The organism is Microbacterium phyllosphaerae (assembly GCF_017876435.1).
GTDB classification, from domain to species: Bacteria; Actinomycetota; Actinomycetes; order Actinomycetales; family Microbacteriaceae; genus Microbacterium; species Microbacterium phyllosphaerae.
Window position 1 is genome coordinate 1,141,358 of the sequence record NZ_JAGIOA010000001.1, and the last position, 23,949, is coordinate 1,165,306.

General features: G+C 69.7%; 22 protein-coding genes. 12 read left to right on the top strand and 10 right to left on the bottom strand.

The genetic code is table 11. From position 1 onward, the window contains the following. Positions 1-4: 4 nt before the first annotated feature. Genes JOF42_RS05375 through JOF42_RS05395 form a run of 5 tightly spaced genes read left to right on the top strand, consistent with a single transcriptional unit; the run spans position 5 to position 6,576 of the window. Complete coding sequence (locus JOF42_RS05375) at positions 5-4,264, top strand: WXG100-like domain-containing protein (protein WP_210096922.1); 4,260 nt, start codon at positions 5-7, stop codon at positions 4,262-4,264. Then, entirely contained in the window at positions 4,261-4,689 is a 429-nt protein-coding gene (locus tag JOF42_RS05380; protein ID WP_210096923.1) for a UCP033725 family protein, read from the top strand. The genes JOF42_RS05375 and JOF42_RS05380 overlap by 4 nt, the downstream gene beginning before the upstream one ends. Next, positions 4,686-5,585, top strand: a complete 900-nt coding sequence (locus JOF42_RS05385) for a hypothetical protein (RefSeq protein WP_210096924.1) — start codon at positions 4,686-4,688, stop codon at positions 5,583-5,585. Before JOF42_RS05380 ends, JOF42_RS05385 begins: the two co-directional genes overlap by 4 nt. 35 nt (positions 5,586-5,620) lie before the next feature. Then, on the top strand, positions 5,621-6,106 hold the full coding sequence (locus JOF42_RS05390) for a DUF6301 family protein (protein WP_210096925.1): 486 nt from the start codon (positions 5,621-5,623) through the stop codon (positions 6,104-6,106). Beyond that, positions 6,106-6,576: a TY-Chap domain-containing protein gene (locus tag JOF42_RS05395; protein WP_210096926.1), complete on the top strand. Its 471-nt coding sequence runs from the start codon at positions 6,106-6,108 to the stop codon at positions 6,574-6,576. The genes JOF42_RS05390 and JOF42_RS05395 overlap by 1 nt, the downstream gene beginning before the upstream one ends. 24 nt (positions 6,577-6,600) lie before the next feature. Here JOF42_RS05395 and JOF42_RS05400 read toward each other — a convergent pair whose 3' ends face one another. Beyond that, a complete protein-coding gene (locus JOF42_RS05400; protein WP_210096927.1) occupies positions 6,601-7,071 on the bottom strand; it encodes a recombinase family protein in 471 nt (156 codons plus the stop codon). Between the two features lie 52 nt (positions 7,072-7,123). Further along, positions 7,124-8,113 (bottom strand): malate dehydrogenase, encoded by a 990-nt coding sequence (locus JOF42_RS05405; RefSeq protein WP_210096928.1) that lies wholly within the window; start codon positions 8,111-8,113, stop codon positions 7,124-7,126. Between the two features lie 51 nt (positions 8,114-8,164). Here JOF42_RS05405 and ypfJ point away from each other — a divergent pair, with 51 nt between their 5' ends. After that, entirely contained in the window at positions 8,165-9,049 is an 885-nt protein-coding gene (gene ypfJ, locus JOF42_RS05410) for a KPN_02809 family neutral zinc metallopeptidase (RefSeq protein WP_210096929.1), read from the top strand. Positions 9,050-9,061: 12 nt separating this feature from the next. On the opposite strand, the gene JOF42_RS05415 is transcribed toward ypfJ, so the two are convergent. Continuing rightward, positions 9,062-9,694, bottom strand: a complete 633-nt coding sequence (locus JOF42_RS05415) for a hypothetical protein (protein WP_210096930.1) — start codon at positions 9,692-9,694, stop codon at positions 9,062-9,064. A gap of 49 nt (positions 9,695-9,743) precedes the next feature. Here JOF42_RS05415 and pip point away from each other — a divergent pair, with 49 nt between their 5' ends. After that, the gene (gene pip, locus JOF42_RS05420) at positions 9,744-10,712 is read left to right on the top strand and encodes a prolyl aminopeptidase (protein WP_210096931.1); all 969 of its coding nucleotides are present in this window, start codon (positions 9,744-9,746) and stop codon (positions 10,710-10,712) included. A 51-nt stretch (positions 10,713-10,763) separates the two neighbouring features. Here pip and JOF42_RS05425 read toward each other — a convergent pair whose 3' ends face one another. From JOF42_RS05425 to JOF42_RS05435, 3 genes are read right to left on the bottom strand one after another with little or no spacing between them, the layout of a single operon-like run. After that, the gene (locus JOF42_RS05425) at positions 10,764-12,518 is read right to left on the bottom strand and encodes an aldehyde dehydrogenase family protein (RefSeq protein WP_210096932.1); all 1,755 of its coding nucleotides are present in this window, start codon (positions 12,516-12,518) and stop codon (positions 10,764-10,766) included. A 45-nt stretch (positions 12,519-12,563) separates the two neighbouring features. Next, positions 12,564-13,943 (bottom strand): MFS transporter, encoded by a 1,380-nt coding sequence (locus JOF42_RS05430; RefSeq protein WP_210096933.1) that lies wholly within the window; start codon positions 13,941-13,943, stop codon positions 12,564-12,566. Between the two features lie 39 nt (positions 13,944-13,982). Further along, positions 13,983-14,246, bottom strand: a complete 264-nt coding sequence (locus tag JOF42_RS05435; protein WP_210096934.1) for a glutaredoxin family protein — start codon at positions 14,244-14,246, stop codon at positions 13,983-13,985. 111 nt (positions 14,247-14,357) lie between these two features. Between JOF42_RS05435 and JOF42_RS05440 the strand changes: the two genes are divergently transcribed. Further along, positions 14,358-14,750, top strand: coding sequence for an SIP domain-containing protein (locus JOF42_RS05440; protein ID WP_210096935.1), 393 nt, complete (start codon positions 14,358-14,360; stop codon positions 14,748-14,750). Positions 14,751-14,819: 69 nt separating this feature from the next. On the opposite strand, the gene JOF42_RS05445 is transcribed toward JOF42_RS05440, so the two are convergent. After that, on the bottom strand, positions 14,820-15,281 hold the full coding sequence (locus tag JOF42_RS05445) for an FAD synthase family protein (protein WP_210096936.1): 462 nt from the start codon (positions 15,279-15,281) through the stop codon (positions 14,820-14,822). Between the two features lie 163 nt (positions 15,282-15,444). Here JOF42_RS05445 and JOF42_RS05450 point away from each other — a divergent pair, with 163 nt between their 5' ends. Next, positions 15,445-16,623 (top strand): glycosyltransferase, encoded by a 1,179-nt coding sequence (locus tag JOF42_RS05450; protein WP_210096937.1) that lies wholly within the window; start codon positions 15,445-15,447, stop codon positions 16,621-16,623. A gap of 3 nt (positions 16,624-16,626) precedes the next feature. Here the strand turns inward: JOF42_RS05450 and JOF42_RS05455 are convergent, their stop codons facing one another. The 3 genes from JOF42_RS05455 to rfbA are packed head-to-tail and all read right to left on the bottom strand — an operon-like array spanning position 16,627 to position 19,912. Next, entirely contained in the window at positions 16,627-18,045 is a 1,419-nt protein-coding gene (locus tag JOF42_RS05455; protein ID WP_210096938.1) for a sugar nucleotide-binding protein, read from the bottom strand. Further along, a complete protein-coding gene (gene rfbB / locus JOF42_RS05460; protein ID WP_210096939.1) occupies positions 18,045-19,043 on the bottom strand; it encodes a dTDP-glucose 4,6-dehydratase in 999 nt (332 codons plus the stop codon). The genes JOF42_RS05455 and rfbB overlap by 1 nt, the downstream gene beginning before the upstream one ends. Continuing rightward, entirely contained in the window at positions 19,040-19,912 is an 873-nt protein-coding gene (gene rfbA, locus JOF42_RS05465; protein ID WP_210096940.1) for a glucose-1-phosphate thymidylyltransferase RfbA, read from the bottom strand. The genes rfbB and rfbA overlap by 4 nt, the downstream gene beginning before the upstream one ends. Positions 19,913-20,056: 144 nt before the next feature. On the opposite strand from rfbA, the gene JOF42_RS05470 reads away from it, so the two are divergent. From JOF42_RS05470 to JOF42_RS05480, 3 genes are read left to right on the top strand one after another with little or no spacing between them, the layout of a single operon-like run. After that, positions 20,057-21,265, top strand: a complete 1,209-nt coding sequence (locus tag JOF42_RS05470) for a lipopolysaccharide biosynthesis protein (protein ID WP_210096941.1) — start codon at positions 20,057-20,059, stop codon at positions 21,263-21,265. A 57-nt stretch (positions 21,266-21,322) separates the two neighbouring features. Further along, a complete protein-coding gene (locus JOF42_RS05475; RefSeq protein WP_210096942.1) occupies positions 21,323-22,648 on the top strand; it encodes a YveK family protein in 1,326 nt (441 codons plus the stop codon). Continuing rightward, on the top strand, positions 22,632-23,909 hold the full coding sequence (locus JOF42_RS05480; protein WP_210096943.1) for an O-antigen ligase family protein: 1,278 nt from the start codon (positions 22,632-22,634) through the stop codon (positions 23,907-23,909). The genes JOF42_RS05475 and JOF42_RS05480 overlap by 17 nt, the downstream gene beginning before the upstream one ends. Positions 23,910-23,949 lie beyond the last annotated feature (40 nt).

The following is a 23,949-nucleotide window of genomic DNA, read 5'->3' on the forward strand; positions in this document are numbered from 1 at the left end:
GATGGTGAGAATCGACCCCGCGAAGTACTCCGCGGCAGCAGACGCATTCGACGGCATCTCCCAGCAGGCGCTCAACTACGCGATCGAGGCGCGCGGTTCGCTCAGCGGCTTCGGCGGCATCGCCGGAACCGACCCCGGAGGCGAGTCCTTCGCAGAGTCCTACGACCAGATGGCGGCGGCTGCCCTGCAGACGCTCTACGACATCGCCGTGGCGACCCGCGGCCTCGACAGGGCGCTCATGGCGTCCGGCGGAACCCACGCGCAGGCCAACGCGAACGCCGAGCGCATCGTCTACGACGCGTCGGCCGCATTCGTGCTCCGCCCGGAGATCGCCGAGTCCAGCGTCGCTCCTCCGCCCTCCGCGTTCGGCGGTCGACCCGACACCATGGTGCAGGGCCTCGACAGCGCAGCCGTGTGGGTGTGGGATCAGATCCTCAACTTCATCGGCACGCTGTTCCCCGACGGCGACCCCGAGCAGCTCGAAGCAGCGGGGCGAGCCTGGTCCGGCATTCTCAGCGACATCCAGAGTCTGCGCACCGACATCCGTCTCGCGGACAACTCGCTGGCAGGCATCGACAGCGGCGAGATCGCAGCGATCCAGCAGAAGGTCGACGACTTCGCCGACGGCCTGACCACCTTCCTCAGCGCCGACGAGGGCATCGGTCAGATCGACGACATCTGCGCCGAGTACGCGCAGACCATCCGCGACACGCTCGAAGAGACCCGTCAGATGCTCGCGCAGCTGGTGATCGAGGTCATCGCCGGCGCAGGCCTCAGCTTCGCGCTGTCGTTCGTGACCTTCGGCGCCGCCGGCGTCGCGGGTGCCGCGGCCATCACGGCTCGCGTCATCGCGGTGGGCGGACGCATCGGTGCTCTCGTCGCCCGATGCGTGGCCACCGCCACGCGACTCGCGATGCGGCTCCGCGCGATCGTCCCCGGGCTCGCCCGCGCCGCGACGAAGTTCCCGAAGCTCACCCGTGTCGGCATCGAAGTGGTCTCCGGCACCGGCTCGTCCGTCATCGCCGAGACCGTGCAGGGCGGCGAGGCCAACTACGGCGCGGCCTTCCTCTCCGGCTTCGCCGGCAGCTCGGTCACCGCAGCGCTCACGGCTCCGTTCGGCAGGGCCGGCGAGCGTTTCGTCGTGCAGGCGCTGGCCAACGGAGCCGGCGGTGCAGGCGGCACGGTGGTCGACCTCGCCGTGCGCGGCGAGGACATCACCGGCGCGGCCATCGCCATGGGCACCGGGCTCGGCGTCGCAGGCTCGGCACGACTCCCCGGCCGTCGCAACCCCGGCGCAGCGTCCGGCGGCAACGGCGGCGGCGGCGTGCACGTCAATGACTACGACGGCCCCTCCGGGACCGGCGATGCCGCGAACGCCTCGGGTGGCGACGGCGGTGCTCCGCCCCGCTCCGACTACGACGGTCCCAGCGGCCAGGGCGGCGACGTCAGCGGAAGCGGTGGGGACGGCGGAGCTGCGTCGTCGAACCACGGAGACGCGCCTGCGGCGACCGACATCCACGTCACGCCCGAGAGCAACGGCGGTACTTCCGGCGGCGACAGCGGTGCCTCCGGCGGCGGCGACAACAGTCCTGCTCCCGACAACAGTCCTGCTCCCGACAACAGTCCTGCTCCAGAGAGCACCTCGACGGGTGGCGACTCGTCGAACTCGACCTCGGGCTCCGACGGCAGCGGCTCGACCACGACCGACACCCCCGCAGCGCCGGTGGGCAACGGCGGCGACTCGTCGTCGCTCGGAGGATCGGGTGACTCGGCTCCCGCTGGTTCGGGTGACTCTGCTCCCGCGGGTTCGGGTGACTCTGCTCCCGCGGGTTCGGGTGACTCTGCTCCCGCGGGTTCGGGTGACTCTGCTCCCGCGGGCTCGGGCGATTCGGCTCCCGCGGGTTCGGGCGATTCGGCTCCCGCTGGTTCGGGTGACTCCGCTCCCGCTGGCTCGGGCGACTCCGCTCCTGCCGGTTCGGGTGACTCTGCTCCCGCTGGTTCGGGTGACTCCGCTCCTGCTGGCTCGGGCGACTCCGCTCCTGCCGGTTCGGGTGCCGGAGGCTCGACGGGCACCGGTGCGGGCACGGCGGGCGACTCCGCCTCGCCCGAGGGCGGCCCGTCGTCGCACGGCGACTCCACCGCGCCGACCGACACCGACGTCGATCTCGACCTCGACACCGCGCCCCCCGTCGATGCAGACGGAGACCTCGGCGTCGATCCCACCGCCGACGGCACTGCCGACGGCACCGGAGACGGCACCGGCGACGGCGGCGACACCGACGGCGCGGACCCGACGGCCGACGGCGCGGATGCCGACGACGCCCCCGTCCACAGCCCGGCCGACGCCGGTTCGTCGACCGGCGACCAGCCGACGCAGTGGGGCGACGGCGGTCCGGCGCAGGATGCGCACGGCCGCGACTACCTCGAACGCGAGGATGGCCGCCGCACCCTCGAGGGCGACCCCGCCGACACGTATCGCGATCGCACCGGTCGTCTGCACGACGAGGACACGCACCAGTTCGTGCCCGACAACAACCGGCCCGACGTCGATGACATGCCCGTCGACCGTGCGGTGCGCGGCGAGACCACAGAGGTCACGCTCGACGGCGACGCTCAGACCGCGCACGATGCCCGGGTCGATCAGCGCAACGATCTGCAGGCCGACGCGAGCGCCGCAGCCACGCGGCTCGACGAGCTCGCCCATGCTGCAGGCATCGACCCGCACGTCCTGCGAGGACGCTCGGAAGACGCCTTCAACACGATCGCCGATCTGCGGACCAGCGGAGACATCACGCCTCGTCAGGCTGCAGATCTGCAGCGATCGGTGAGCGAGGCGCGGACGGCGCTCGCTGACCTGCGCGGATCGTCGGAGTCCCTCGGCGACCAGGCGGCCGGTTCCGTGTCGGCAGCTCGAGGAGAGACGACCATCATCGCCCCGGGCGGTGCGGGCGCGGGCCAGTTCGACCACGTCACGGTCACGGGCGATCCCTCGCCGACCCTGCACGTCTACGAAGCGAAGGGCGGCGGTTCGTCGCTCGGCTACCGCACGGTCGACGGCGTGCGCGCCGAGCAGGGAACCACGTCGTACCTCAACGACATCGCCGGCCGTGACACGCGTCTGCAGGACAACCTCGACGCGTATGTGAACAGCCCGGACGCTGATCCTCGGGTGGTGGAGGCGATCCGCAACGGCACACTGGACGTGCGCTACGAGCTGGTTCAGGCACGCCCTGACGGCAGCATCCGTGTGACCGAGTTCCAGATCGATCGCAGTCAGGTCCGCGTGCCCGGTTCCGACGCCTCCGCCACGCTGCCGCACGGCAGCGCAGCGAGCGGCACGTCTCCGAGCACTCACGCAGCGGGAACGGCGGCACCGGTTGTCGACGCCGACGTCCGCCCCGCGGCGGCTGCAGACACGACGCACGCACCGCACACCACGCAGGATGCCGGATCCGCGCACACCACGACGGACGGCCCCGCATCCGGTGCGGCTGAAGGCCCCGCCACCGAGGCGACGCCGAGCGGCGGTGAGAACGCCAGCGGCGCGACAGACGGCGACCTCGACGGCGCCGACGGCGGAGACCCCGTCGATCCCGCGAACGGCGGCGGACACGGCGGCGGTCCCGACCGCAGCTCCGACCAGATCATCCGAGACTTCGCGGACGAGCACGGGCTGTCCAACCAGGACCTCCACGACCTGCGGCACACGCCGGCGTCGCAGCTCTCGCAGGACCAGCGCGCTCAGCTGCTCGAGCTGCGCAGCCTCATCGACGCTCCGACGCCGGACACGCACCTGGTCAAGGTGATCCCGTTCGACGATGTCAGCCTCTACCAGTACGGTCAGTACGGGCCGCAGGTCGGCGGATTCGTGGCCCGAGCGAGTGACCTGAACCCGTGGGGCGGACTCGATCAGGTCGTCGCCGACGCCCGTCTGGACTACACGCCCAACAGCGGCCAGACCAACCCGTACACGGTGCCCGGTGCCGACTCCTACGGCTTCATCGAGTTCCAGACGCAGGACGTCGACCTCCTGGGTGTGCCGTTCTCTCCGGAGTTCGGGGGCACCGCCGAGTACGACCAGCCGTTCGCCGGGTCCGGGTTCCTGCTGAACCGCGACGACGTCTGGCGGCCGGAGTACGAGGCGTCCGCGCGGATGGATCTGTCCGAGGGGGCGCGTCTGTGGGCTGTCGGCCCCGACGGTCCGCGTCTGGTCGGCATCTACATCCCCGGTCGCGGATTCTTCGCCCCCGGCTCGGGCTCGTGACCGGCGCGCTGGAGAAGCGGGGGCTGCACGCCCGGTGGAAGGGTGTCGACTACCGGCTCGAGCGGAAAGGCTCGGGGTGGGTGCTGCAGACAGACAGGGCGACGGCCGGATTCGAGAAGGCCGCCTTCACGAAGCATGCGCCCGAGCGTTTCGAACGGAAGATCGATCCGACGGAGAAGCTCGAATGCTTCCGGATCTCGCACGCCGGCGTCTACCGCAGGATCGCGGTCGAACTCTCTCCGAGCAACCAGGGTCGAGTCATGGCGGTCACCAAGGATCCGAGGGCGCCCGAGAACGGGTTTGATAGCTTTGAGCGCGACGCCTGGGTGAAGCTCATCCCGGCGGACGATCGGGATCTGCGCATCACCGAGACTCGCACCCCGGTGCCCGCACCGTGGCTGACCGCCCCCGGAGGAAGACCATGACCGAACTCATCCTGGCCGTGACACCCTCGCGAGGTCGCGCGTGGTTGAGCCAGGGGCTCGGGTGGGTCGCAGGATACGTCGTACGTCGCGACGACGTGGCGTCGGCGAAGACGCCGTCCGCGCTGTTCGCAGAGCTCGGTCTGGGCTTCCCCGGCTCGCCGTTCACCGCCGACGCCCCGTACATCGACACGCTCCGGATACCGGCCGCGTCGTACCTCGCGCTCGAGTCGCCCGGTACCGGCGACGTCATCCCGCCGTTCCGCGACCACGCGCCGCTCAGCGGCACAGGATTCGTCGAGAGCGCGTCCGCCATGGTGCCGTACTGGTGGCTCGCGCCGAGCGCGCTGCCTGCCGGGACGAGCCTGTGGCGTGCGCACGCCGACGGACGCGAGGAGATCCTCGCGGGCTATGCCTACGTCGCCACCGGCTGGGTGTCGGTCCGTCCGGACTTCGGACTCCCGACCGTCCCGCTCCGTTCACCCGAGCTGGTGGGGATCTGGGCAGAGGCTGACGGGGAACGCCTGCTCGCCGATGTGCTGCCCGATGGCACGATCATCCTGTGCTCGCCCGAGCAGCGCGAGGGTATGCAGCAGTCCTCGCGCGGGGTCTGGTGGGCCGCGACGTCGCGCGACCGGGTCGACCGCATCTACGCCGTGCGCGTCGTCGGACGCTGGCAGAATCGCCGTGTGCAGCTCGTCGGGCTCGAGCGAGGCGAGTCGGGGGATCGTGCGCACATCGTCTTCCTCGGACACGATGCGATCGACGCCGAGTCCCTGGGGCTGACCAAGTCGGACGCCGGCGTCTACGAGGGTGTCGTCTCGGCATCCGAGATCTCAGGCCTCGGCGAGGAGCAGACCGAGATCCTCACTGACGCCGCCGCGGGCGAAGCGGAATGACAGTCGTCAGCAGACGTGATCGATAGGGTTCTTCTATGAGCTGGAAAGCAATGACTCCCACCGAGGTCTGCGACATCGTCGACTTCTGGACAGCCGCTCCGTGGCCGCTGACCGAAGACGAGGCGCAGCAGCTGGCCGTCGAACGCTTCGGCTGGAGCATCGAGGTCGAGAACGGCACGCGGTATCTGATGAACACTGTGACCGGACTCGCCGTGCCGGACGTGATGACGATCGCCGTCAAGGATCAGATGCGAGAGCTCTCCTTCGACACCACCGACACGATCCGCGACGTCACACCCGAATCGACGGCATTCCTCAGCGACAACTTCGCCCTCATGGTGCGCGAGGGGGAGGCCCGCTGGGGCAAGCCCGATCTGCGGAGAACCGACAAATGGACCACGGCGCGCTGGGACGCCGCCGGAGGGTCGCGCGTCGCGTTCAACTTCCTGCCGCGCGGACTGAACGTGCGCTTCGAGACGCCGCAGGGCGCTGATGTCGAGCGGAAGCTCGGTGATCGCTGATGTCGGACTGGGATGACTTCGGGACGCGACTCGCGTCGACCTTCCGCCACGTGTCCGACCGGGTCTTCCTGATCGTCGCCTCCGAAGCTGATCCTGCGCGCTACGTGCAGTTCGCCGGACAGGCCGATCGGCTCGACGCCGAGGCTCCGGCGACGGACGTCGTGGCGGATGCCGACGAGTCGGTGCTGAGCGCCGCCGGCTGGACCGCGCCGACCGTCGCGCAGCCGAACTGGTCGTCGTCGCTGGGCCTCCCCGCCCTCACCTCCGAGTATGCGCAGCTGGCGGAGCGCTGCGTCGTCGCGCTTCGGGATGCCTACGGTGTCGACAGCCCCGACGACCTCGGCTATCGCGCATGGCGCGAGGCGGAGCGCATGCCGGAGGGTGAGACGTGGTCCGCCGAGCGCGTCGAGCGGATGGACCGTGGCGTCGAATCGCTCGAGCTGCTCGGTCTCGGGCTCGCCTCGAGCTGATCGGCCCCGAACCGCCCGCAGCGGTCAGCGGGTCGCGTCTGCCAGGTGACGGGCGTTGTGGTTCAGCACCTTGACAATGATGCCGTGGCTGCGGAGGTCCTTCGCGGTGCGAGCACCCTCTTCGGCATCGCGGCCGAGGGCGTTGATGTTCGCGACGACGAGCACGTCGCCGGGCTTCAGCGTGGCGATGAGCCGCGTGAGTCGATCGCTCCAGCTCTCGAGGATGTCGGGCGCGGGATGACGGAAGCCTTCGATCGGCACGCCGAACCGGGTCAGGTCGTCACGCTGTTCGACCACCGAAGGCATTCCCTCGCGTGCCACCACGAGTCCGACCAGGCGTGACCCGTCGGGGCGGGCGAGCCAGAAGTCACGGTTCTGCTGCAGCTCGGTGAAGCACTTCGGGCACTCCGCAGCGGCGTGCGGCAGGTGCAGCGGGCTCGTCAGGGCATCCTCGACGTATGCCGTCGCCTTCATCGGATCGATCGTCTCGCTCATCGCGCACCTCCGGCATCCATTCTGCCCTGCCCGGCCCGTGCGTGGTGACCTTTCAGAGCATCCCGAGGGCTCGAACCGCGTCGCGCTCCTCGACGAGCTCGGCGACCGAGGCATCGATGCGCGCCCGTGCCCGGTCGCTGATCTCGAGTCCCTCGACGATCCGCCACTCTCCGTCGACCGAGCGCACCGGGAACGACGAGATCAGGCCCTCCGGCACGCCGTACTCGCCGTACGACACGACGGCTGCCGACGTCCAGTCGTCGGTGCCGCGCACCCAGTCGCGCACGTGCTCGATCGTCGCGTTGGCGGCGGATGCGACGGACGAGGAGCCGCGCACCTGGATGATCTCGGCACCGCGCTTCGCGACCCGGGGAATGAACGTCTCGTCGAGCCACGTGGGCACGTCGCCCACGATGGCCTCGAGGGCGTCGGTCACCGGTCGCCCGCCGACCGTCGCGTACGTCACGTCGGGGAACTGCGTGGCCGAGTGGTTGCCCCAGATCGGCACGCGTCGCACCGTGTCGACCGGCACCGCCAGCGTCTGCGCGAGCTGCGCCCTGGCGCGGTTCTCGTCGAGGCGGGTGAGCGCGCTGAACCGTTCGGCGGGGACGCCGTCGGCGGATGCGGCGGCGATGAGCGCGTTCGTGTTCGCCGGGTTCCCCACCACGGTCACGCGCACGTCTGATGACGCGTGGGCGGCGATCGCCGCACCCTGCGGTCCGAAGATCCCGGCGTTGGCCGCCAGCAGGTCGCCTCGTTCCATGCCGGGTCCGCGCGGGCGCGCGCCGACGAGCAGCGCGAGGTCGCAGCCGTCGAAGCCCACGGCGGGGTCGTCGGTCACCTCGACGTGCTCGAGCAGCCCGAAGGCGCCGTCCTGCAGCTCGAGCGCGGCGCCCTCGGCGGCGCCCAGACCCTGCGGGATCTCGAGCAGTCGCAGCCGCACCTTCTCGTCGGGGCCGAGCAGGTCTCCGGCGGCGATGCGGAAGAGCAGCGCGTATCCGATCTGTCCGCCTGCACCGGTCAGCGTGATCGTGGTCGTCATGACACGAGCCTACGACCGTGAGCGGGCCGTGTCGCAGAGTACCCTCGTGGCATGACCTTCAACCCAGATGCCGATGTCTCGGGCAACACCGCCCGCCGTCGAGGCCGCGGCGCCGTCGTCGCCGGAGCCGGCGGAGTCGGCCTGCTCGGAATCATCGCGCTCATCGCCGGGCCGCTGCTCGGTATCGACCTGACCGGGTTGCTCGGCGGAGGCGGCACGACCGGCGGCGGGTCGGAGCCGCAGGGCGGCAGCGTGATCGAGAACTGCCTGACCGGCGAGGATGCGAACGAGAACGTCGACTGCCGGGTGGCGGCCTCGCAGCTGGCCCTCGACGGCTACTGGGAGGACGAGGTCGACCCCTATCGCGCACCTCAGCTCGTGATCGTCGACGGTGCGACCTCGACGGCGTGCGGCACCGCCTCGAACGCCGTGGGTCCCTTCTACTGCCCGCCGGACGAGACCGTCTACATCGACCCCACGTTCTTCGACCTCATGCAGCAGCAGTTCGGAGCATCCGCGGGAGACCTCGCCCAGCTCTACATCGTGGGGCACGAGTGGGGCCACCACATCCAGAACATCACCGGCGTCATGACCGACTACCCCAACAACGGCACCGGCCCAGACAGCAACGGTGTGCGCATCGAGCTGCAGGCCGACTGCTACGCCGGAGCGTGGATCGGGCAGATGACCAGGGAGAAGGACAAGAACGGCGTGCCCTACCTCCTCGCACCGACCGAGACGGAGCTCGAGGATGCTCTGAACGCGGCGAACACGGTCGGCGACGACAACATCCAGCAGCAGTCGTCGGGCACGGTCAACCCCGAGAGCTTCACGCACGGCACCAGCGTGCAGCGCAAGGCGTGGTTCGCGGACGGATACCAGAACGGCCTCCAGGTGTGCGGGCAGCCTCTCACCGTGTCCGGAGACGAGCTCTAGAGGCCGCTCGCCTCAGACCCCGTCGATGCTCGTCTTGCCGAGCGACGCGGCCAGGTCGTGCTTCTTCGCGTCGAAGTAGCGATCGGGCGCGATCGCGAAGGGCTCGGTGTCGATCCAGAGCTTGTCGTCGCCGTCGACGCGGATCAGGCCGACGTACATCGCGCGATCCGCGGCCGATGACCAGATCGTGAGCAGACGCTGGTCGCCGGCATCCTTCTGCACCGCTCGGAGGGCGGAGATCACGCCCGCGCTGTCGGCGCTGCCCTGGCGAAGCGCTGCGAGCACCTGCTCGATCGGGAAGCCGGGGCTGTAGCTGTGGATCACCGGGTTCAGCAGCACCCCGCCGCCCTTCACCCGCCACCGTCGCGCGCCGACGAAGATCATGACGATGCTCGCGACGAAGATCACCGGCGGCAACGCGAACGCGGCGGCGATGGCGAGACCGCCCCTGATGCGCCCGCCCAGCAGCTCGACCGTCCCGGTCGGGTTGAGGTAGACGAGCAGCGCCAGCACCACCATGATCCCGGCGACGATTCCCCAGCCCATGGTCTTGCGCGGCGAACGCTCGGGCTCGAACAGGTCGGGGCGCGTGGCGAACCAGGTGTACAGGTTGCGCGACTTGGAGCGCAGGGGCGTGAAACTCATCTGATCACGCTAGCGTGGTCTCTGTTGGACTGCTTTGACCCGGGGGTCGATGACGATGAACCTGGATGCGCTGTATCCGCCGATCGAGCCGCACGAGAGCGGCGAGCTGCTCGTGGGCGACGGGCACCGGATGTACTGGGAGGTCAGCGGCAACCGCGAGGGCAAGCCCGTGGTGTTCCTGCACGGCGGCCCCGGAAGCGGCACCTCCGCCTGGCAGCGCCGGTTCTTCGACCCCGAGGTGTATCGCATCGTGCTGCTCGACCAGCGCGGCTGCGGACGCAGTACCCCGCACGCGAGCGCGCCCGACACCGACCTCCGCTTCGTCACCACCGCGCACCTGATCGCCGACATCGAGCTGCTCCGACGCAACCTCGGCATCGAGAGGTGGCAGGTGTTCGGCGGGTCATGGGGGAGTGCGCTCGCGCTCGCCTATGCGCAGGCGCATCCGGATGCCGTCAGCGAGCTCGTCCTGCGCGGCATCTTCACGCTGCGTCGCGAAGAGCTGGAGTGGTTCTACGAGGGCGGTGCCGCGGCGCTCTTCCCGGACCTGTGGGAGGAGTTCCTCGCTCCGATCCCGGTGCTCGAGCGCTCGCACATGATCGAGGCCTACCACCGGCGCCTGTTCGATCCGGATCCCGCCGTGCATGAGCCGGCGGCGGTCGCGTGGTCGCGGTGGGAGGCGTCGACCGTCACCCTGCGCCCGGACGCGGCCCAGATCGAGGCGATGTCGGACCCGCGCACCGCGACCGCGTTCGCCCGCATCGAGAACCACTTCTTCGTGAACCGCGGATGGTGGTCGGAGGGGCAGCTGATCGCCGGGGTCGACGCCATCCGGCACATCCCGACCGTGATCGTGCAGGGCCGCCACGACGTGTGCACGCCGATGATGACCGCGTGGGATCTGCACACGGCCTGGCCGGAGGCGGAGTTCGTCGTGGTCGACGATGCCGGTCACTCGGCCGCCGAGCCCGGCATCCAGCGCGCGCTGCGCGCCGCGACCGACCGCTTCGCGCACTGAGCCGGAGGTGACCTGAGGCGACCGGGCGACCGGGCCATCGGCGGGCGCGTGTCAGGCCCGCAGTGCCTTCGTGAGCGTCTTCAGCAGCCCGACGGTCCCGCCGTTCGCGCGGAATCGGGTCAGGCCCTCGCTCACCTCGGCCCCGGTGCGTGCGGACACGAACCACGGCGGCTTCGGGAGGATCGTGAGGCGCCCGCCTCCGTTGGCGATCGGCAGCGAACGGGGGAACGGCCGGAAGGGGCCGCGGATCACCGAACGTTCGACACCGTCGAGCAGGAGGGCGTTGTGCACGACTCCGATGCCGCTGCCGACGTCGTCGATCGTGCTGCCCGGGAATGCTCCCCAGGTGAGGGTCGGCGTGATGAAGCCGAAGGCGGTCCATCCGTTGATCGCGATCGAGCCGTAGCGCAGGGCCGCGATCGCCCGGTCGAACCCCGCGCCGAGCATCTTCTCGGTCGCCGGGGCGATCAGCAGGTTGGCCCCGAGCGTGCCCTGCAGCTGCTCGTTCGCGTAGGCCACCGCCGAGTCGAGGAACTCCTGTCCGGTGCCGGTGAGCGAGACGACGCCCAGCACGGGCGCGAAGTACTCGGTGTGCTGCAGCGCGGCCGCATCGTCGCCCTCCTCGATCTCGATCAGCAGTCGATCGCCGAGTACGAGGGCGTCGGGGTAGGCGTCGGTCGCGAGGTCCATCCGCGACGGTGAGCCGGGGTACCAGATCGGTCGCTCGGGGGCGTTCGCGTACGCGCGGCGCAGGGCTGCACGGAAGTCGTCGGCCTGCGCCCAGTCGGACGACATGATGACGACCTGGCCGGCGATGCAGTTGTGGCCGCTGTTCTGCAGACGCATGGTCGCGACATGCTCGGCCTGGTAGGTCAGGTCGGCGGCCGTCCAGTCGCCGGGCACGATGATGATCGGCGACACCCCGCCGAGCTCGGCGGTGATGGGCTTCTTCAGTGTCGGGCGGTTCTCGCGGCGGCGACGTGTGGCGGCTGACCCCGTGCCCCAGACGATCGCGTCGAACGTCGCAGCCGAACCCGTGATGTGCACGTGCGCGAGGTCGGGGTGGCCGGTCAGATATGCGCCCACGGCGGGCCCGCCGCGCACGATCCGGAGCAGTCCGAGGGCGATGAGCGGCGCGAAGGCGCGCTTGTACACCGGCACGAGGGCATCCTGCGTCGGGTTGACCTTGAGGAGAGCCGTGCGATTGTGGGCGAGGAGCTCGTAGAGCACGTCGAGCACCGGGATCGAGGTGATGTTGCCCGCGCCGAGCACGAGGCCCACGCCCCCGGTCTCCGACGGCGTACGCTGAGCCAGGCCGGCCGCCGCCCGTGCGGCGTTCGGCGTGATGCCCGGCTCGAGCCAGACCTCACCCGTGTAGCCCGAGAGCAGGAACCGGTCGATGCCGGTCAGTGGGAAGGCATGCACGCGGGTGCGTCCGCCGGGCGCCCGGTCGATCCTGACGCCGTCGAGCGGATTGGTGCCGTTCGCGAGCCGCGAGAGGGTCTCGATGTAGGCGTCGATGGCTCCGAGCACGCTGTACGGCCCGCTGAGCCATTCCTCGCCGCGCAGCGGATGCCGCCCGTCGAGGCCCTTCGACGCGGCGGCGGTGTTCGCCCAGTCCTCGGCTGCCGCCGCGACGCTCGTGCGCACCCCGTGCAGCAGGGTGACGCGCTGCGCGAGAGTCAGCGCCGACCAGGTGCGGCTCCCGACGTGGAGCTCGGCGATCGCGGCGTCGAGGCGTTCGCGCTCCCCCTCCGACAGGTCGGGTGTCGCGGTCTTGGCGGCGGGGGTGGTCGCAGAAGTCATCGGCGTCTCCTTCGGACGGGATCCCAGCTTAGGCCGGGTGCTCGCTCACGCGTCGATGTCGGCGCGGCGCAGCCGGTAGCGGCGAAGCGTCAGCAGGCTCGCCACCATCAGGAGGGCGGGGAGGATGCTGAAGCTCAGCACGATCCCCGTGATCGCCGCGTCCGGCTGCTGCGCGGTGGCTCCTGCGACGGTCGACACATACCCGGTCGCCGCGAGAGTGAGCGACACCGCGGTGGCGCCGAGGGCGAACCCGACGGTCTCGCCCGCCGTCCACACCCCCGTGAACGTGCCCGCCCGGCCTCTGCCGCTGGTGCGCTCGTCGTGCGAGATCACATCGGGCAGCATCGCCATGGGCAGCGACTGCAGGCCGGCGTATGCGACGCCGGCGAACCCGATCGTGCTGTACATCCAGGTGCCGGGCATCCAGGCGGCGAGCACGAGCATCGCGGCGGCGACCGTGAACAGGATGCTCGCGATGGCGAAGGCCCGCTCCTTGCCGATCCTCCGCGCCAGGGCCGTCCACGCGGGGGCGGCGATCAGTGCGGGGCCGACGAGCGCCAGGAACACCAGAGTGACGGCGTCCTCGCTGCGCAGCACCCACGTGGCCACGTACTGCGCGGCGGCGAGCATGGTGCCGGTGGCGAGCGCTTGCAGCAGGAACGTGCCCAGCAGCGCGCGGAAGGGCTGGCTGCGCCGCAGGGTGCGCACGCCGGCCGCGTACTGCTCGCGGAATCCGGCCGGCGGGGTGACCGCGGGGCGCTCGCCGGCTTCGGGGCGATGCGCTGCGGCATCCGCGGTGCGTGAGGCGACGAGCATGCCGACGCCGATCGCGAGACCGGCGACGATCCCCATCAGCAGGTATCCCGAGACCTGGTCCGACCCTGCGCTGCGCAGTTCTGGGCCGCCGGCGCCGAAGAGCAGGATCGCCGCGGTCAGCACGACGACGCGCCATCCGAGCAGTCGGGTGCGTTCGTCGTAGCCCGAGGTGAGCTCGGCGGGCAGCGCGACGTAGGGAACCTGGAACAGGCTGAACGACGTCGCGGTGGCGAGGAACGCGAGGAACACGCTGATCCCGCCGGCGAACGGACCCCACGACGGGGGCACGGCGAAGGTGAGGGCGAACAACACCGGGAGCGTGAGGGCACCCACGACCATGAATCCTCGGCGGGAGCCCGTCTTCGCGTACTGGCGGTCGGAGGCGGCGCCGATCAGGGGGTCGATGATGACGTCCCAGATCTTCGCCGCGGTCACGATCAGGCCGGCCGCGAGGGCGGCGACACCGAGGTTGTCGGTGAGGAAGTACGTGAGGACGAGCCCGGGGAGGGTCGCGTAGCCACCTGTGCCCAGCGAGCCGATCGCGTACAGGGCGACCGTGCGGGCGGACAGGCGGGCGGATGCTCGTTCAGGCCGAGCCGCGGTGCTCATCGCGCCAGTGTATCGGTGCGCGAGGAGCCCGCAGCGGGGTCAGATGAGGGAGAGCTCGCGCAGCTTCGACTCGACGTCGGCGTTCGACGGCTCGACGTGGTGCGAGGAGTCGGGGTAGAGCACGACGGGGATGTTCGTGCGTCCCGAGATCTCCTTCGCGACATCGGCGGCCGAGGGGTCGGCGACGAGGTCGACGTAGGTGTACTCGACACCGAGTTCGTCGAGCTGCTTCTTGGTGCGGATGCAGTCGCGGCACCAGTCGGCGCCGAACAGCGTGATCGCGGATTCTGCAGGAGAGGTCATGTATCCAGGGTAGAGCCGTGTGGCTGGGCGGGCGCCGAGATGACCTGTGGTCGTCCACGATGTCTCATCGGCCATTGCTGGATAAGGGTAGCCTTACCTATACTTGGGGCCATGAACAACGCCAGCGAGCACCTCGAGGATCCGGACTGGGAGCACATCGAGGGGGTCGTGCTGATCGCCGGTGATTCGACGGACGCCGGGGCGATAGCCGCCATCGCGGCACGGATGCCGTGGGACGCCGAAGGGGTCATCCTGATCGAAGCCGCCGCGCGCAGCCAGTTCCGACACATCGACGTGCCCGAGGGTGTCTCGGTGCGCTGGCTCCTGCGTGGCGACGGAGCACGGCAGCATGCGAAGGGCGAACGACTCGCCAACGCCGTGCACTCGTGGTGCGTCGAGTGGACGTGCTCAGAACCTGCACTGCAGTGGACGGTCTGGCTCGGCGCGCACACCCCGCCCCACGTGGCGCGGATGGCGCGCAGCCTGCTCGGCGTCGCGAGATGATCGCGCCGCGCGTGCGCGCCCACCCGTCACGCCCGCGCCCGCGCCGTTGAGAGCGCGGGCGCGACGGAGTCAGCGCGAGGCGAGCGCCGGGGCGCCCACGGCGGTGGCGCCGGCAGTGATCGCATCGAGCGCACGTCGCAGCGACGAGCTGGAGGTGTGCGCGGTGTACGGGAAGTAGACCACCTCGACGCCGACCTCGGCGAACTCGCGCTCCAGGCGCAGGCCCTTCTCGGTGCCACGCCAGTCATCGCCCTTGAAGAAGTGCGTGAACTGCACGTCTCGCCACGAATCCATCTTCGACGGAGTCGTCTCGACGTACACGTCGTCGACGAACGAGATGTGGCGGACGATCTCCGCCCGCTCCGCGGTCGGGATGACGGGCTCGATGCCCTTCACCTGCCGCAGCATCTCATCGCTGACGACACCCGCGACGAGGACGTCGCAGTGCTGCTTGGCGTGACGAAGAAGGTTCAGATGCCCGACATGAAACAGGTCGAAAGCACCCACGGCATAGCCGATACGCGTCCCCATGATCTCCCCAGATCAGTGATTCCCCAGAGGCGGATCCCCATCCGCCCAGCGACTCCCACAGCCGCATCAGGGCAGTCTAGCAGGAGACGGTTTCCGTGCCCATAGGAACACATGGAATTATGGAGGGCACAGCAATCGCAGGCGCACGCGAGGGGGATGGTTCGTGGGGACACCGGTCACCGTCATCGTGCCGACCTTCAACGAGCGCGACAACGTCGCAGAGCTCGTCGCTCGCACCGCGGCCGCGCTCGCCGCCTACGACGCCGAGATCCTCTTCGTCGACGACAGCACCGACGACACGGCCCTCGAGGTCGCGCGGGTCGCGGCGGATGCCCCGTTGCCGGTCAGGGTGATCCATCGCGACGACAACACCGGAGGACTCGGGGGAGCGGTCGTCGTCGGGCTCGAGGCCGCGGCGGCGCAGATCTGCATCGTCATGGACGGCGACCTGCAGCATCCGCCCGAACTCCTCCCCGCCCTGCTGCGCCGCCACGAGGAGGGCGATGCCGACGTCGTCGCAGCCTCGCGCTACATCGGCGGCGGCGACACCAGCGGTCTCGGCACGGCTGTGCGCTTCGGGGTCTCCCGGGCGGCGACGTGGCTGACGCGCGCGATGTTCCCGATCCGGCTCGCGCGCAGCACCGATCCGATGACCGGGTTCTTCCTGGTCGACCGGAGCCGCCTCGATCTCGCGACCCTCAAGCCGCAGGGCTTCAAGATCCTGCTCGAGATCCTCGCCCGCACCGATCTGCGCATCGCCGAGGTGCCCATGGAGTTCGGTGAGCGGCGGCATGGCACCTCCAAGGCCAGCTTCCGTCAGGGGACCACGTTCATCGCGCACCTGGCCAGACTGCGTTTCGGCAAGATGTCGCTCTTCGCGATGATCGGCGTGATCGGAGCGGTGGCCAACCTCGGCATCATGTGGCTGCTCACGGTGGCGGGCGTGCCCTACATCTGGGCGGCGATCATCGGCGCCGAGATCACGATCATCGGCAACTTCATCTTGCAGGAGCGGTTCGTCTTCGCCGACATGCGCACGGACGCGCGTGGTCTGGGCGGTCGATTCGCCGCATCCTTCACGTTCAACAACGTCGAGGCCGCGCTGCGCATCCCGGTGATGGCGCTGATGGTCGAGACATGGCACATCTCGAGCGTGCTCGCCACAGGGCTGTCGCTCATCGTGGCGTTCTTCGCGCGCTTCCTCTTCCACTCGCTCGTCGTGTACGCGCCGAAGCGGCACTCCAAGACGGACGGCCAGGTGAGCGAGCCGAAGCCCGACACGGCCGCCCTGCGCGTCATCCGCGCGATCGACGCCGAGGCGATGAAACCGGGCGAGCTCTGATGGTCAGCCGACGCGGTCGACGAGGTACGCCTCGAGCGCGGCATCCGCATCTCGCGGCGTCCACCCCGTCGCCTCGATGCGGCTGAGGTCGAGCACGCTGTTGAGCGGGCGCGGCGCGACAGGACCCTCGACGCCGGCGAAGTACTCGGCCGTCGTGACGTCGCTGACCGACGCGGGATCGTGGCCGGTGACGCGGTAGACGGTGCGGGCGATGTCGGCCCACGACCGCGGCTCGCCCGAGCCCGTGACGTTGTAGATGCCGGGCGCCGCATCGGTCGAGATCAGATGGGCGATCGCCGAGGCGAGGTCATCGGTGAACGTCAGGCGGCCGATCTGGTCGGCGACCACGCGAGGTGCGATGCCGCGCTCGGCCAGCGACGCCATGGTGCGCACGAAGTTGTGACCCTCGCCGATCACCCACGAGGTGCGCACGATGAAGTGGCGCGGCACGGTCGCGACGATCGCGTCGCCGGCGGCCTTGGTCTGGCCGTAGACGCCGAGCGGACTCACGGCGTCGTCTTCGGCATACGCCCCGTGCTTCGAGCCGTCGAAGACGTAGTCGCTCGACACATGCACCAGGGTGATGCCGTTCTCGGTGGCGATGCGGGCCAGCGCCGCGACACCGGTGACGTTCGCCGCCCAGGCTGCGGTGCGCCCTTCCGCCGTCTCGGCGACGTCGACAGCGGTGTAGGCAGCGGCGTTGATGATGGTGCCGTAGTCCCGCCAGCGGCGAGCGTTCGCGAGATCCGCGGAGCCGAGATCGAAGGTGTCGCGGGTCGTGTACTCGATGTGAGGGGCATCGCCGAGAGCATCGCGCAGTGCGAGCCCGAGCTGACCGGAGGCCCCGATCACCAGAGTCCGGCGGGGACCGATCGGCGTCACGTCGGCGAGACGGGGGTGTGCGAGATCCTTGGCCGAGATCTCGACCTCGGCGAGCGGGATGGGCCAGTCGATCGCGGCCGTCTCGTCGGCGAGGTTGAGGAAGGAGTACTCGGCGTCGGGTGACCAGTGGTCGTTCACGAGGTAGGCGTACGCCGTGTCCGCCTCGAGCGTCTGATAGGAGTTGCCGACCCCCCGGGGCACGAGGATCGCGCGCGACGGGTCGATCTCGGCGGTGAAGACCGCGCCGAAGGTCTCGCCCTCGCGCAGGTCGACCCACGCGCCGAAGATGCGGCCGGTCGCCACCGAGACCCACTTGTCCCAGGGTTCGGCGTGGATGCCGCGGGTGGTGCCGATCGCGTCGTTGAACGAGATGTTGTTCTGCACCGGGCCGAAGTCGGGCAGACCTGCGGCGACCATCTTCTCGCGCTGCCAGTTCTCCTTGAACCAGCCGCGGGAGTCGCCGTGCACGGGCAGGTCGACCAGGAGCAGTCCCGGGATCGGGGTGCGCGTGACCGTGAGCGCCTTGCCGAACGCCGTCATCACTGTCCCTTGGCCGCGTAGAACGACTCGGTGGCGTCCTTCGAGGGCGCCCACCAGTCCTCGTTCGCGCGGTACCAGTCGATCGTCGATGCGAGTCCCGACTCGAAGTCGGAGTACTGGGGCTGCCAGCCGAGCTCGGTGCGCAGCTTGGTGGAGTCGATCGCGTAGCGGAGGTCGTGTCCTGCGCGGTCGGTCACATGGTCGTACGCGTCGGCGGGCAGGCCCATCTGCGTGAGGATCAGCTCGACGACCGACCTGTTGTCCTTCTCGCCGTCGGCGCCGATGAGATAGGTCTCTCCGATCACGCCCTTCTCGAGGATCGTCAGCACGGCGGACGAGTGGTCGTCCGCGTGGATCCAGTCGCGCACGTTGAGGCCCGCCCCGTAGAGCTTCGGTCGGATGCCGCGGATGACGTTCGTGATCTGCCGGGGGATGAACTTCTCGACGTGCTGGTACGGACCGTAGTTGTTGGAGCAGTTCGAGATGGTCGCCTGCACGCCGAACGAGCGCACCCAGGCGCGCACGAGCAGATCGCTCCCCGCCTTGGTCGACGAGTACGGCGACGACGGGTTGTACGGCGTGCTCTCGGTGAAGCGCTGCGGATCGTCGAGCTCGAGGTCGCCGTAGACCTCGTCCGTCGAGATGTGGTGGAAGCGGCGCTCGTGCCTGCGCGCCGCCTCGAGCAGCGTGTAGGTGCCGATGATGTTCGTGTCGAGGAACGGGCGCGGGTCGTGCAGCGAGTTGTCGTTGTGCGACTCCGCCGCGTAATGCACCACGGCGTCGACGCCGGCGAACAGCGAGTCGACGAGCTCGGCGTCGGCGATGTCGCCCTCGACCAGCTCGACGCGATCGTCGGGGAGACCTGCCAGCGAGGCGCGGTTGCCGGCGTAGGTCAGCTTGTCGAGCACGGTGACGTGCGCATCGGTGTGCGCGACGACATGGTGGACGAAGTTGGAGCCGATGAAACCGGCGCCGCCGGTGACGAGCAGGCGGGTCATGCGCGGCCCCTTTCGAGCAGTGCGAGCAGATACGAGCCGTAGCCGGATTTCACGAGCGCTTCCGCGCGGGAGCGCAGTTCGTCGTCGGTCAGGAACCCCTGACGCCACGCCACCTCTTCCGGCACTCCGATCTTCATGCCGGTGCGGCGCTCCATCGTGCGCACGTAGTCGGCGGCATCCGTCATCTGGTCGAACGTCCCGGTGTCGAGCCAGGCGGTTCCGCGGGGGAGCACCTCGACCTGCAGCTTCTTGCGCTCCAGGTACTCGCGGTTCACGTCGGTGATCTCGTACTCGCCACGCGGGCTGGGAGCGAGGTTGCGAGCGATCTCGATCACGTCGTTGTCGTAGAAGTAGAGGCCAGGAACGGCGTAGTTGCTCTGCGGGTTCTTCGGCTTCTCCTCGAGCGACACGGCCTGGCCGTCCGCGTCGAAGGACACCACGCCATAGGCCTCGGGCTCGGCGACCCAGTAGGCGAAGACGGCCCCGCCGTCGATGTCGGCGAAGCGCTTGAGCTGCGTGCCGAGGCCCGGACCGTAGAGGAGGTTGTCTCCGAGCACGAGGGCGACGCTGTCGTCGCCGATGAAGTCCGCGCCGATCGTGAAGGCCTGGGCGAGCCCGTCGGGCGACTCCTGCTGCGCGAAGGTGAGGGTGATGCCGAACTGCGAGCCGTCACCGAGCAGGCGCTCGAAGTGCGCGGCGTCGTGCGGCGTCGTGATGACGAGGATGTCGCGGATGCCGGCCAGCATGAGGGTGGACAGCGGGTAGTACACCATCGGCTTGTCGTACACCGGGATGAGCTGCTTCGAGACTCCGAGCGTGATCGGATGCAGGCGGGTGCCCGAGCCCCCCGCCAGAATGATGCCCTTCATGATCCCCCTCGTGGAAACGTCGATGTCCATGGTGGCGTCACACAGAGGACGACTTCCCCTCGCCGTCCACGACGACCCCCACAGCCGTACGCTACGACTCTATCGCGTCGAGTCGCGTGCGAGGATGTCAGGCGGGGAGGCGACATGAAACGCAAGGCTCTGGGGGCCGTGATCGCGCAGGCGGCGCAGGCGGGCATCGGTCTGCTTCTGCAGATCCTCGTCGCGCGCCTGCTCGGCATCGAGGAGTACGGCCGTTTCGCGGTCCTGTACGGCGTCGTGATCGTCGCGACAGCGGTGGTCACCGGCCTCGTCGGCGACTCGCTCGTCGTCCTCGAGCGGTCGCAGCGCTCGATCAGGGCCGGCCTCGAGGCCATGCTGCTCGCGACCTCCGTGGTGCTCGCGATCGGATCCTTCCTGATCGCCTGGCTCACCGGGTTCTCGGATGTCTGGGAGTCGGCGCTGTTCGCTCTCGCGCTCGCCGCGTTCGCGGTCGAGGAGATCGTCCGTCGCCTGCTGATCGCGCACATGTCGTTCGTGCGCACGGCGATCACCGACCTCTCCGGATTCCTCGTCGCTCTCGCGGTCATCCTCACCGTCCACTCCACGGGCACGCTGTCGCTCGCCGCCTTCCTCGGGGGAATCGCCGCGGGGCAGATCGTCGCGACGATCATCGGCTGGTTCCTCGTGCCGCGAGACGACAGGCACCTCGTCGGGCTCCGCGGCGCCGACATCGCCGCGGTCTGGCGATACGGCATGTGGCGAGGGCTTCAGCAGGTGCTGCGCCCCAGCCTGTTCACCGTGGTGCGTCTGCTCGTGCTGGCCGGGGCCGGTCTCACCGCCGTCGGTCTGCTCGAGGCCGCCCGCACCTACACCTCCCCGCTGATCCTCGTGATCGGCGGGCTGTCGTCGTTCCTCTTCGTGCGCTTCGCCGACCAGCACAAGGCCGGCAAGGCCGGATCCGTCCGCGAAGCCGACCGGGTCGTCGTGTTCCTCGTGATCGGCACGCTGCTCATGAGCGTGATCGCCGTGGTGCTGATCCCCTGGGTCAGTCCGCTGCTCTTCGACGTCCAGGTCGATCCTCTGGCGGTCATCGCCTGGCTCGCCTACGGGATGTCCGTGGCGATCGTCACTCCCTACGGCGCCCTGGGCGCGGTCGGGGGGCGCCAGATCGCGGTGTTCCTGATCAGGCTCTCCGACACGATCCTCGCGGTCCTCGCGGCGGTCGTCATGCTCATCCTGGGGGCGCACCCGTCGACCCTGCCCTTCGCGCTCGCCGCGGCCTCGATGCTGGGCGGCATCGGCCTCCGATGGCTGGTCTCGACGGGCGGTCGGCCGGAGGGCACCGCGCGGTAAAGGCTCGAAGCGGCCAATGATAGGTTTAGGCCCTGTCTTCGACTGAGGGGGTTGGCGATGGAAGATGTCCCTTACGGACGTATCCTGCGCGAGGGATGGGTCGTCATCGTCGTGCTCGCGGTGCTCGGTGCCGGCATGGGGTGGTTCGTCACCAAGCTGCTCCCGGAGACCTACGCGGCGACGTCGACCCTGCTGCTGCGCGTCGACTCGACCGAGGCGTCGCTGTTCGAGCGCAACCAGTTCAGCCTGGCACGCATCAAGTCGTACCCGCCGCTCGTCGACAGCCCCGAGGTCATCGACGCCGTGCGCGACGATCTCGATCTCGACGAAGACGAGTACCCCGACCGCGACATCCGCCGCATGCTCTCCGCCGAGAACACGGCCGACACCGTGCTGCTCATCGTGCGCGCTGATGCGCCGACCGCGCAGCTCGCCACCGACATCGCCAACTCGGCGGCCACGCATCTCTCGGAGTTGATCGGCGAGACAGAGAACGACGAGGATGACGCGCGGTACACGGTCGCGCTCGACCAGGTGCTCCCCGCCGTCGCTCCTCTCGCCCCGATCTCTCCGCAGGTCACGGCCATCACAGGTCTCGGTGGCATCGCCGGCCTCGCGCTCGGCGCCATCGTGGCGGTGTATCGCACGACCACCAACCGGCGCCTCCGCACGATCTCCGACGTCCGGCGCTCGTCGGGTCTGCCGGTGATCGGTCAGATCCCGCGGCGCAGCCGACTGCATCCCGAGTCGAGCACCGGTGCGATCGTCGCGTACGAGGAGGCGGCGGGAAACCTCGTCGCTCTCGCCGGCGGCGGGACGCGCACGCAGATCGTGGTCCCTGCGTCGGACGGAGCCATCGACGATGACGCGATCGCCGGGATGCTCGAGGCGCAGCGCCTGATCGGCGCGACGGCGTGCGTGGTCGACACCCGCGAGACGCATGTGACCGGACGAGGCCACACGCTGAACGAGGTTCTCGACGCCGAGTCGATCGCCGACGGGGAAGAGGGGAACGCGATCTTCGTCGCGGACGCCGCCATCGCCCTCGAGCGGCTCGTGACGGAGCTGCCCGATGTCGTAACCGCGATGCACGAGGACTTCGACGTCGTCGTCGTCATCGTCGAGCCGGGAGCATCCGCGCTCATCGAGCAGCTGGTGGGACCGGGAGCGGGCGTGATCATCAACGTCCGCCACAACGCCACCTCGGCGACCGACCTCGTCGCCGTCACGACGCGCCTGCGCGTCATGGGCGTCCGTCCGATCGGCGTGGTCATGCTCCACACCGGGCCCAAGTCCCTCGGCTCCATCGCGGAGTCCTGGCGGGTCTCCGACCGTGACCCCGCTCTCGCGGGCACGGGGGCCTCGCATGCTCGCGCCGACTGACCTCGCGCGTCAGCCTCGACAGCAGTCGGCGCACCACCCCAGCACGGCCCGCGTGACGGCTGTCGCCGGTCTCTACGTGCTGCTGATCGTGAGCGTGATCCCCTGGCGCAGCGCCACGATCTACAGCGGCGGGGTGGATGCCGTGGTGATCGCCAAGGCGCTCATCGCCGTGATCGCACTCGGAGCGACGGTCGCCTTCGCGGCGAGGACCCGCGAGAGGGTCGCCGTCGGGATCGCTCCGGCGGGGGTCATCGCCGTCGTGCTCCTGGTGAGCGTGCTCGGTTCGGTCCTCGCCGGCAACGACTCCTCGACGATCGTGCTGGTCGGACGGATGTTCGTCGTGATGGCGACGATCCTCCTTCTTCTGACGTGCGTCCCGTGGGTGACGAGCATCGCCTGCCTGCTCGCCGCGATGGCGGCGGTCGCGGTCGTGGCGGCCGTCACGGGCGTGCCGTCGCTCGCGTCGACCGGCCGCCTGGGCGGAGGCATCCCCGAGATCCACCCGAACGAGCTGGCCGGTCTCGTCGCCGCGCCGATCATCGGTCTGGTCGTGCTCATGCTCCGCAACGGCATCCGCGTGTGGAGGCTCGTCGCCGCCGTCGTCCTGGTGGGCATCGCGGTCGCCAGCGGATCGCGGACGGGGCTGCTCGCGATCGTCGTCGGCATCGTGGTCGCCGTGCTCGTGAACGGCATCCGGGATCGCAGTGTGCTCTACCTGCTGATCGGCGTCCTGCCGCTCGGCTACGCGATCGCGTCATTCACCGACGTCTTCAGCAGCCTCGCCACCAGAGCCGGTTCGAACGACACCTCGACGGCCCTCGACTCCCGTTTCGACGTGTGGCGGGTGGTGCTCGGGTGGGACTGGGGCGAGTGGCAGAAGTGGATCGGGATCGGCCTGTCGGCCAAGAAGATCCCGGTCGACATCAAGTGGCGCGACGAGCAGGTGCTCGACAGCAGCTGGGCATCGCTGCTCGCGCAGACGGGCCTCATCGGCACCGCGCTGATCGCGGCGCTGATCGTGTGGTGCGTCGCGAGCGCACTCATCTCGTCGCGGCGGCGCTGGCTCGTCGCGCCCCTGCTGACCCTCGTGATCATCCGCTCGGTGACCGAGAGTGGTCTCGTCGACAGCGCGACCGCGTTCATCCTCTTCTTCACCGTGGCGTCGCTGCTCACCCACAGGTCGAGACATGCGGACGACCCGACGGGCCCCCGCTTCGACGCGGTGGAGGGGCGCCGTTCCCGGCAGGCGAGTCTGACCTAGAATGGCGGAATATTCCGTCCTCGACGCGGAGTACCGGTGG

Bases quoted from the DNA above. Each gene is read 5' to 3' on its own strand.
- JOF42_RS05425 (WP_210096932.1), bottom strand. From the start codon at position 12,518: ATGACTTCTGCGACCACCCCCGCCGCCAAGACCGCGACACCCGACCTG.
- JOF42_RS05415 (WP_210096930.1), bottom strand. From the start codon at position 9,694: ATGAGTTTCACGCCCCTGCGCTCCAAGTCGCGCAACCTGTACACCTGG.
- JOF42_RS05435 (WP_210096934.1), bottom strand. From the start codon at position 14,246: ATGACCTCTCCTGCAGAATCCGCGATCACGCTGTTCGGCGCCGACTGG.
- rfbB (WP_210096939.1), bottom strand. From the start codon at position 19,043: ATGACCCGCCTGCTCGTCACCGGCGGCGCCGGTTTCATCGGCTCCAAC.
- ypfJ (WP_210096929.1), top strand. From the start codon at position 8,165: ATGACCTTCAACCCAGATGCCGATGTCTCGGGCAACACCGCCCGCCGT.
- JOF42_RS05405 (WP_210096928.1), bottom strand. From the start codon at position 8,113: ATGACGACCACGATCACGCTGACCGGTGCAGGCGGACAGATCGGATAC.
- JOF42_RS05470 (WP_210096941.1), top strand. From the start codon at position 20,057: ATGAAACGCAAGGCTCTGGGGGCCGTGATCGCGCAGGCGGCGCAGGCG.
- JOF42_RS05390 (WP_210096925.1), top strand. From the start codon at position 5,621: ATGAGCTGGAAAGCAATGACTCCCACCGAGGTCTGCGACATCGTCGAC.
- JOF42_RS05440 (WP_210096935.1), top strand. From the start codon at position 14,358: ATGAACAACGCCAGCGAGCACCTCGAGGATCCGGACTGGGAGCACATC.
- JOF42_RS05455 (WP_210096938.1), bottom strand. From the start codon at position 18,045: ATGACGGCGTTCGGCAAGGCGCTCACGGTCACGCGCACCCCGATCCCG.
- JOF42_RS05430 (WP_210096933.1), bottom strand. From the start codon at position 13,943: ATGAGCACCGCGGCTCGGCCTGAACGAGCATCCGCCCGCCTGTCCGCC.
- JOF42_RS05475 (WP_210096942.1), top strand. From the start codon at position 21,323: ATGGAAGATGTCCCTTACGGACGTATCCTGCGCGAGGGATGGGTCGTC.
- rfbA (WP_210096940.1), bottom strand. From the start codon at position 19,912: ATGAAGGGCATCATTCTGGCGGGGGGCTCGGGCACCCGCCTGCATCCG.
- JOF42_RS05385 (WP_210096924.1), top strand. From the start codon at position 4,686: ATGACCGAACTCATCCTGGCCGTGACACCCTCGCGAGGTCGCGCGTGG.
- JOF42_RS05480 (WP_210096943.1), top strand. From the start codon at position 22,632: ATGCTCGCGCCGACTGACCTCGCGCGTCAGCCTCGACAGCAGTCGGCG.
- JOF42_RS05395 (WP_210096926.1), top strand. From the start codon at position 6,106: ATGTCGGACTGGGATGACTTCGGGACGCGACTCGCGTCGACCTTCCGC.
- JOF42_RS05400 (WP_210096927.1), bottom strand. From the start codon at position 7,071: ATGAGCGAGACGATCGATCCGATGAAGGCGACGGCATACGTCGAGGAT.
- JOF42_RS05445 (WP_210096936.1), bottom strand. From the start codon at position 15,281: ATGGGGACGCGTATCGGCTATGCCGTGGGTGCTTTCGACCTGTTTCAT.
- pip (WP_210096931.1), top strand. From the start codon at position 9,744: ATGACGATGAACCTGGATGCGCTGTATCCGCCGATCGAGCCGCACGAG.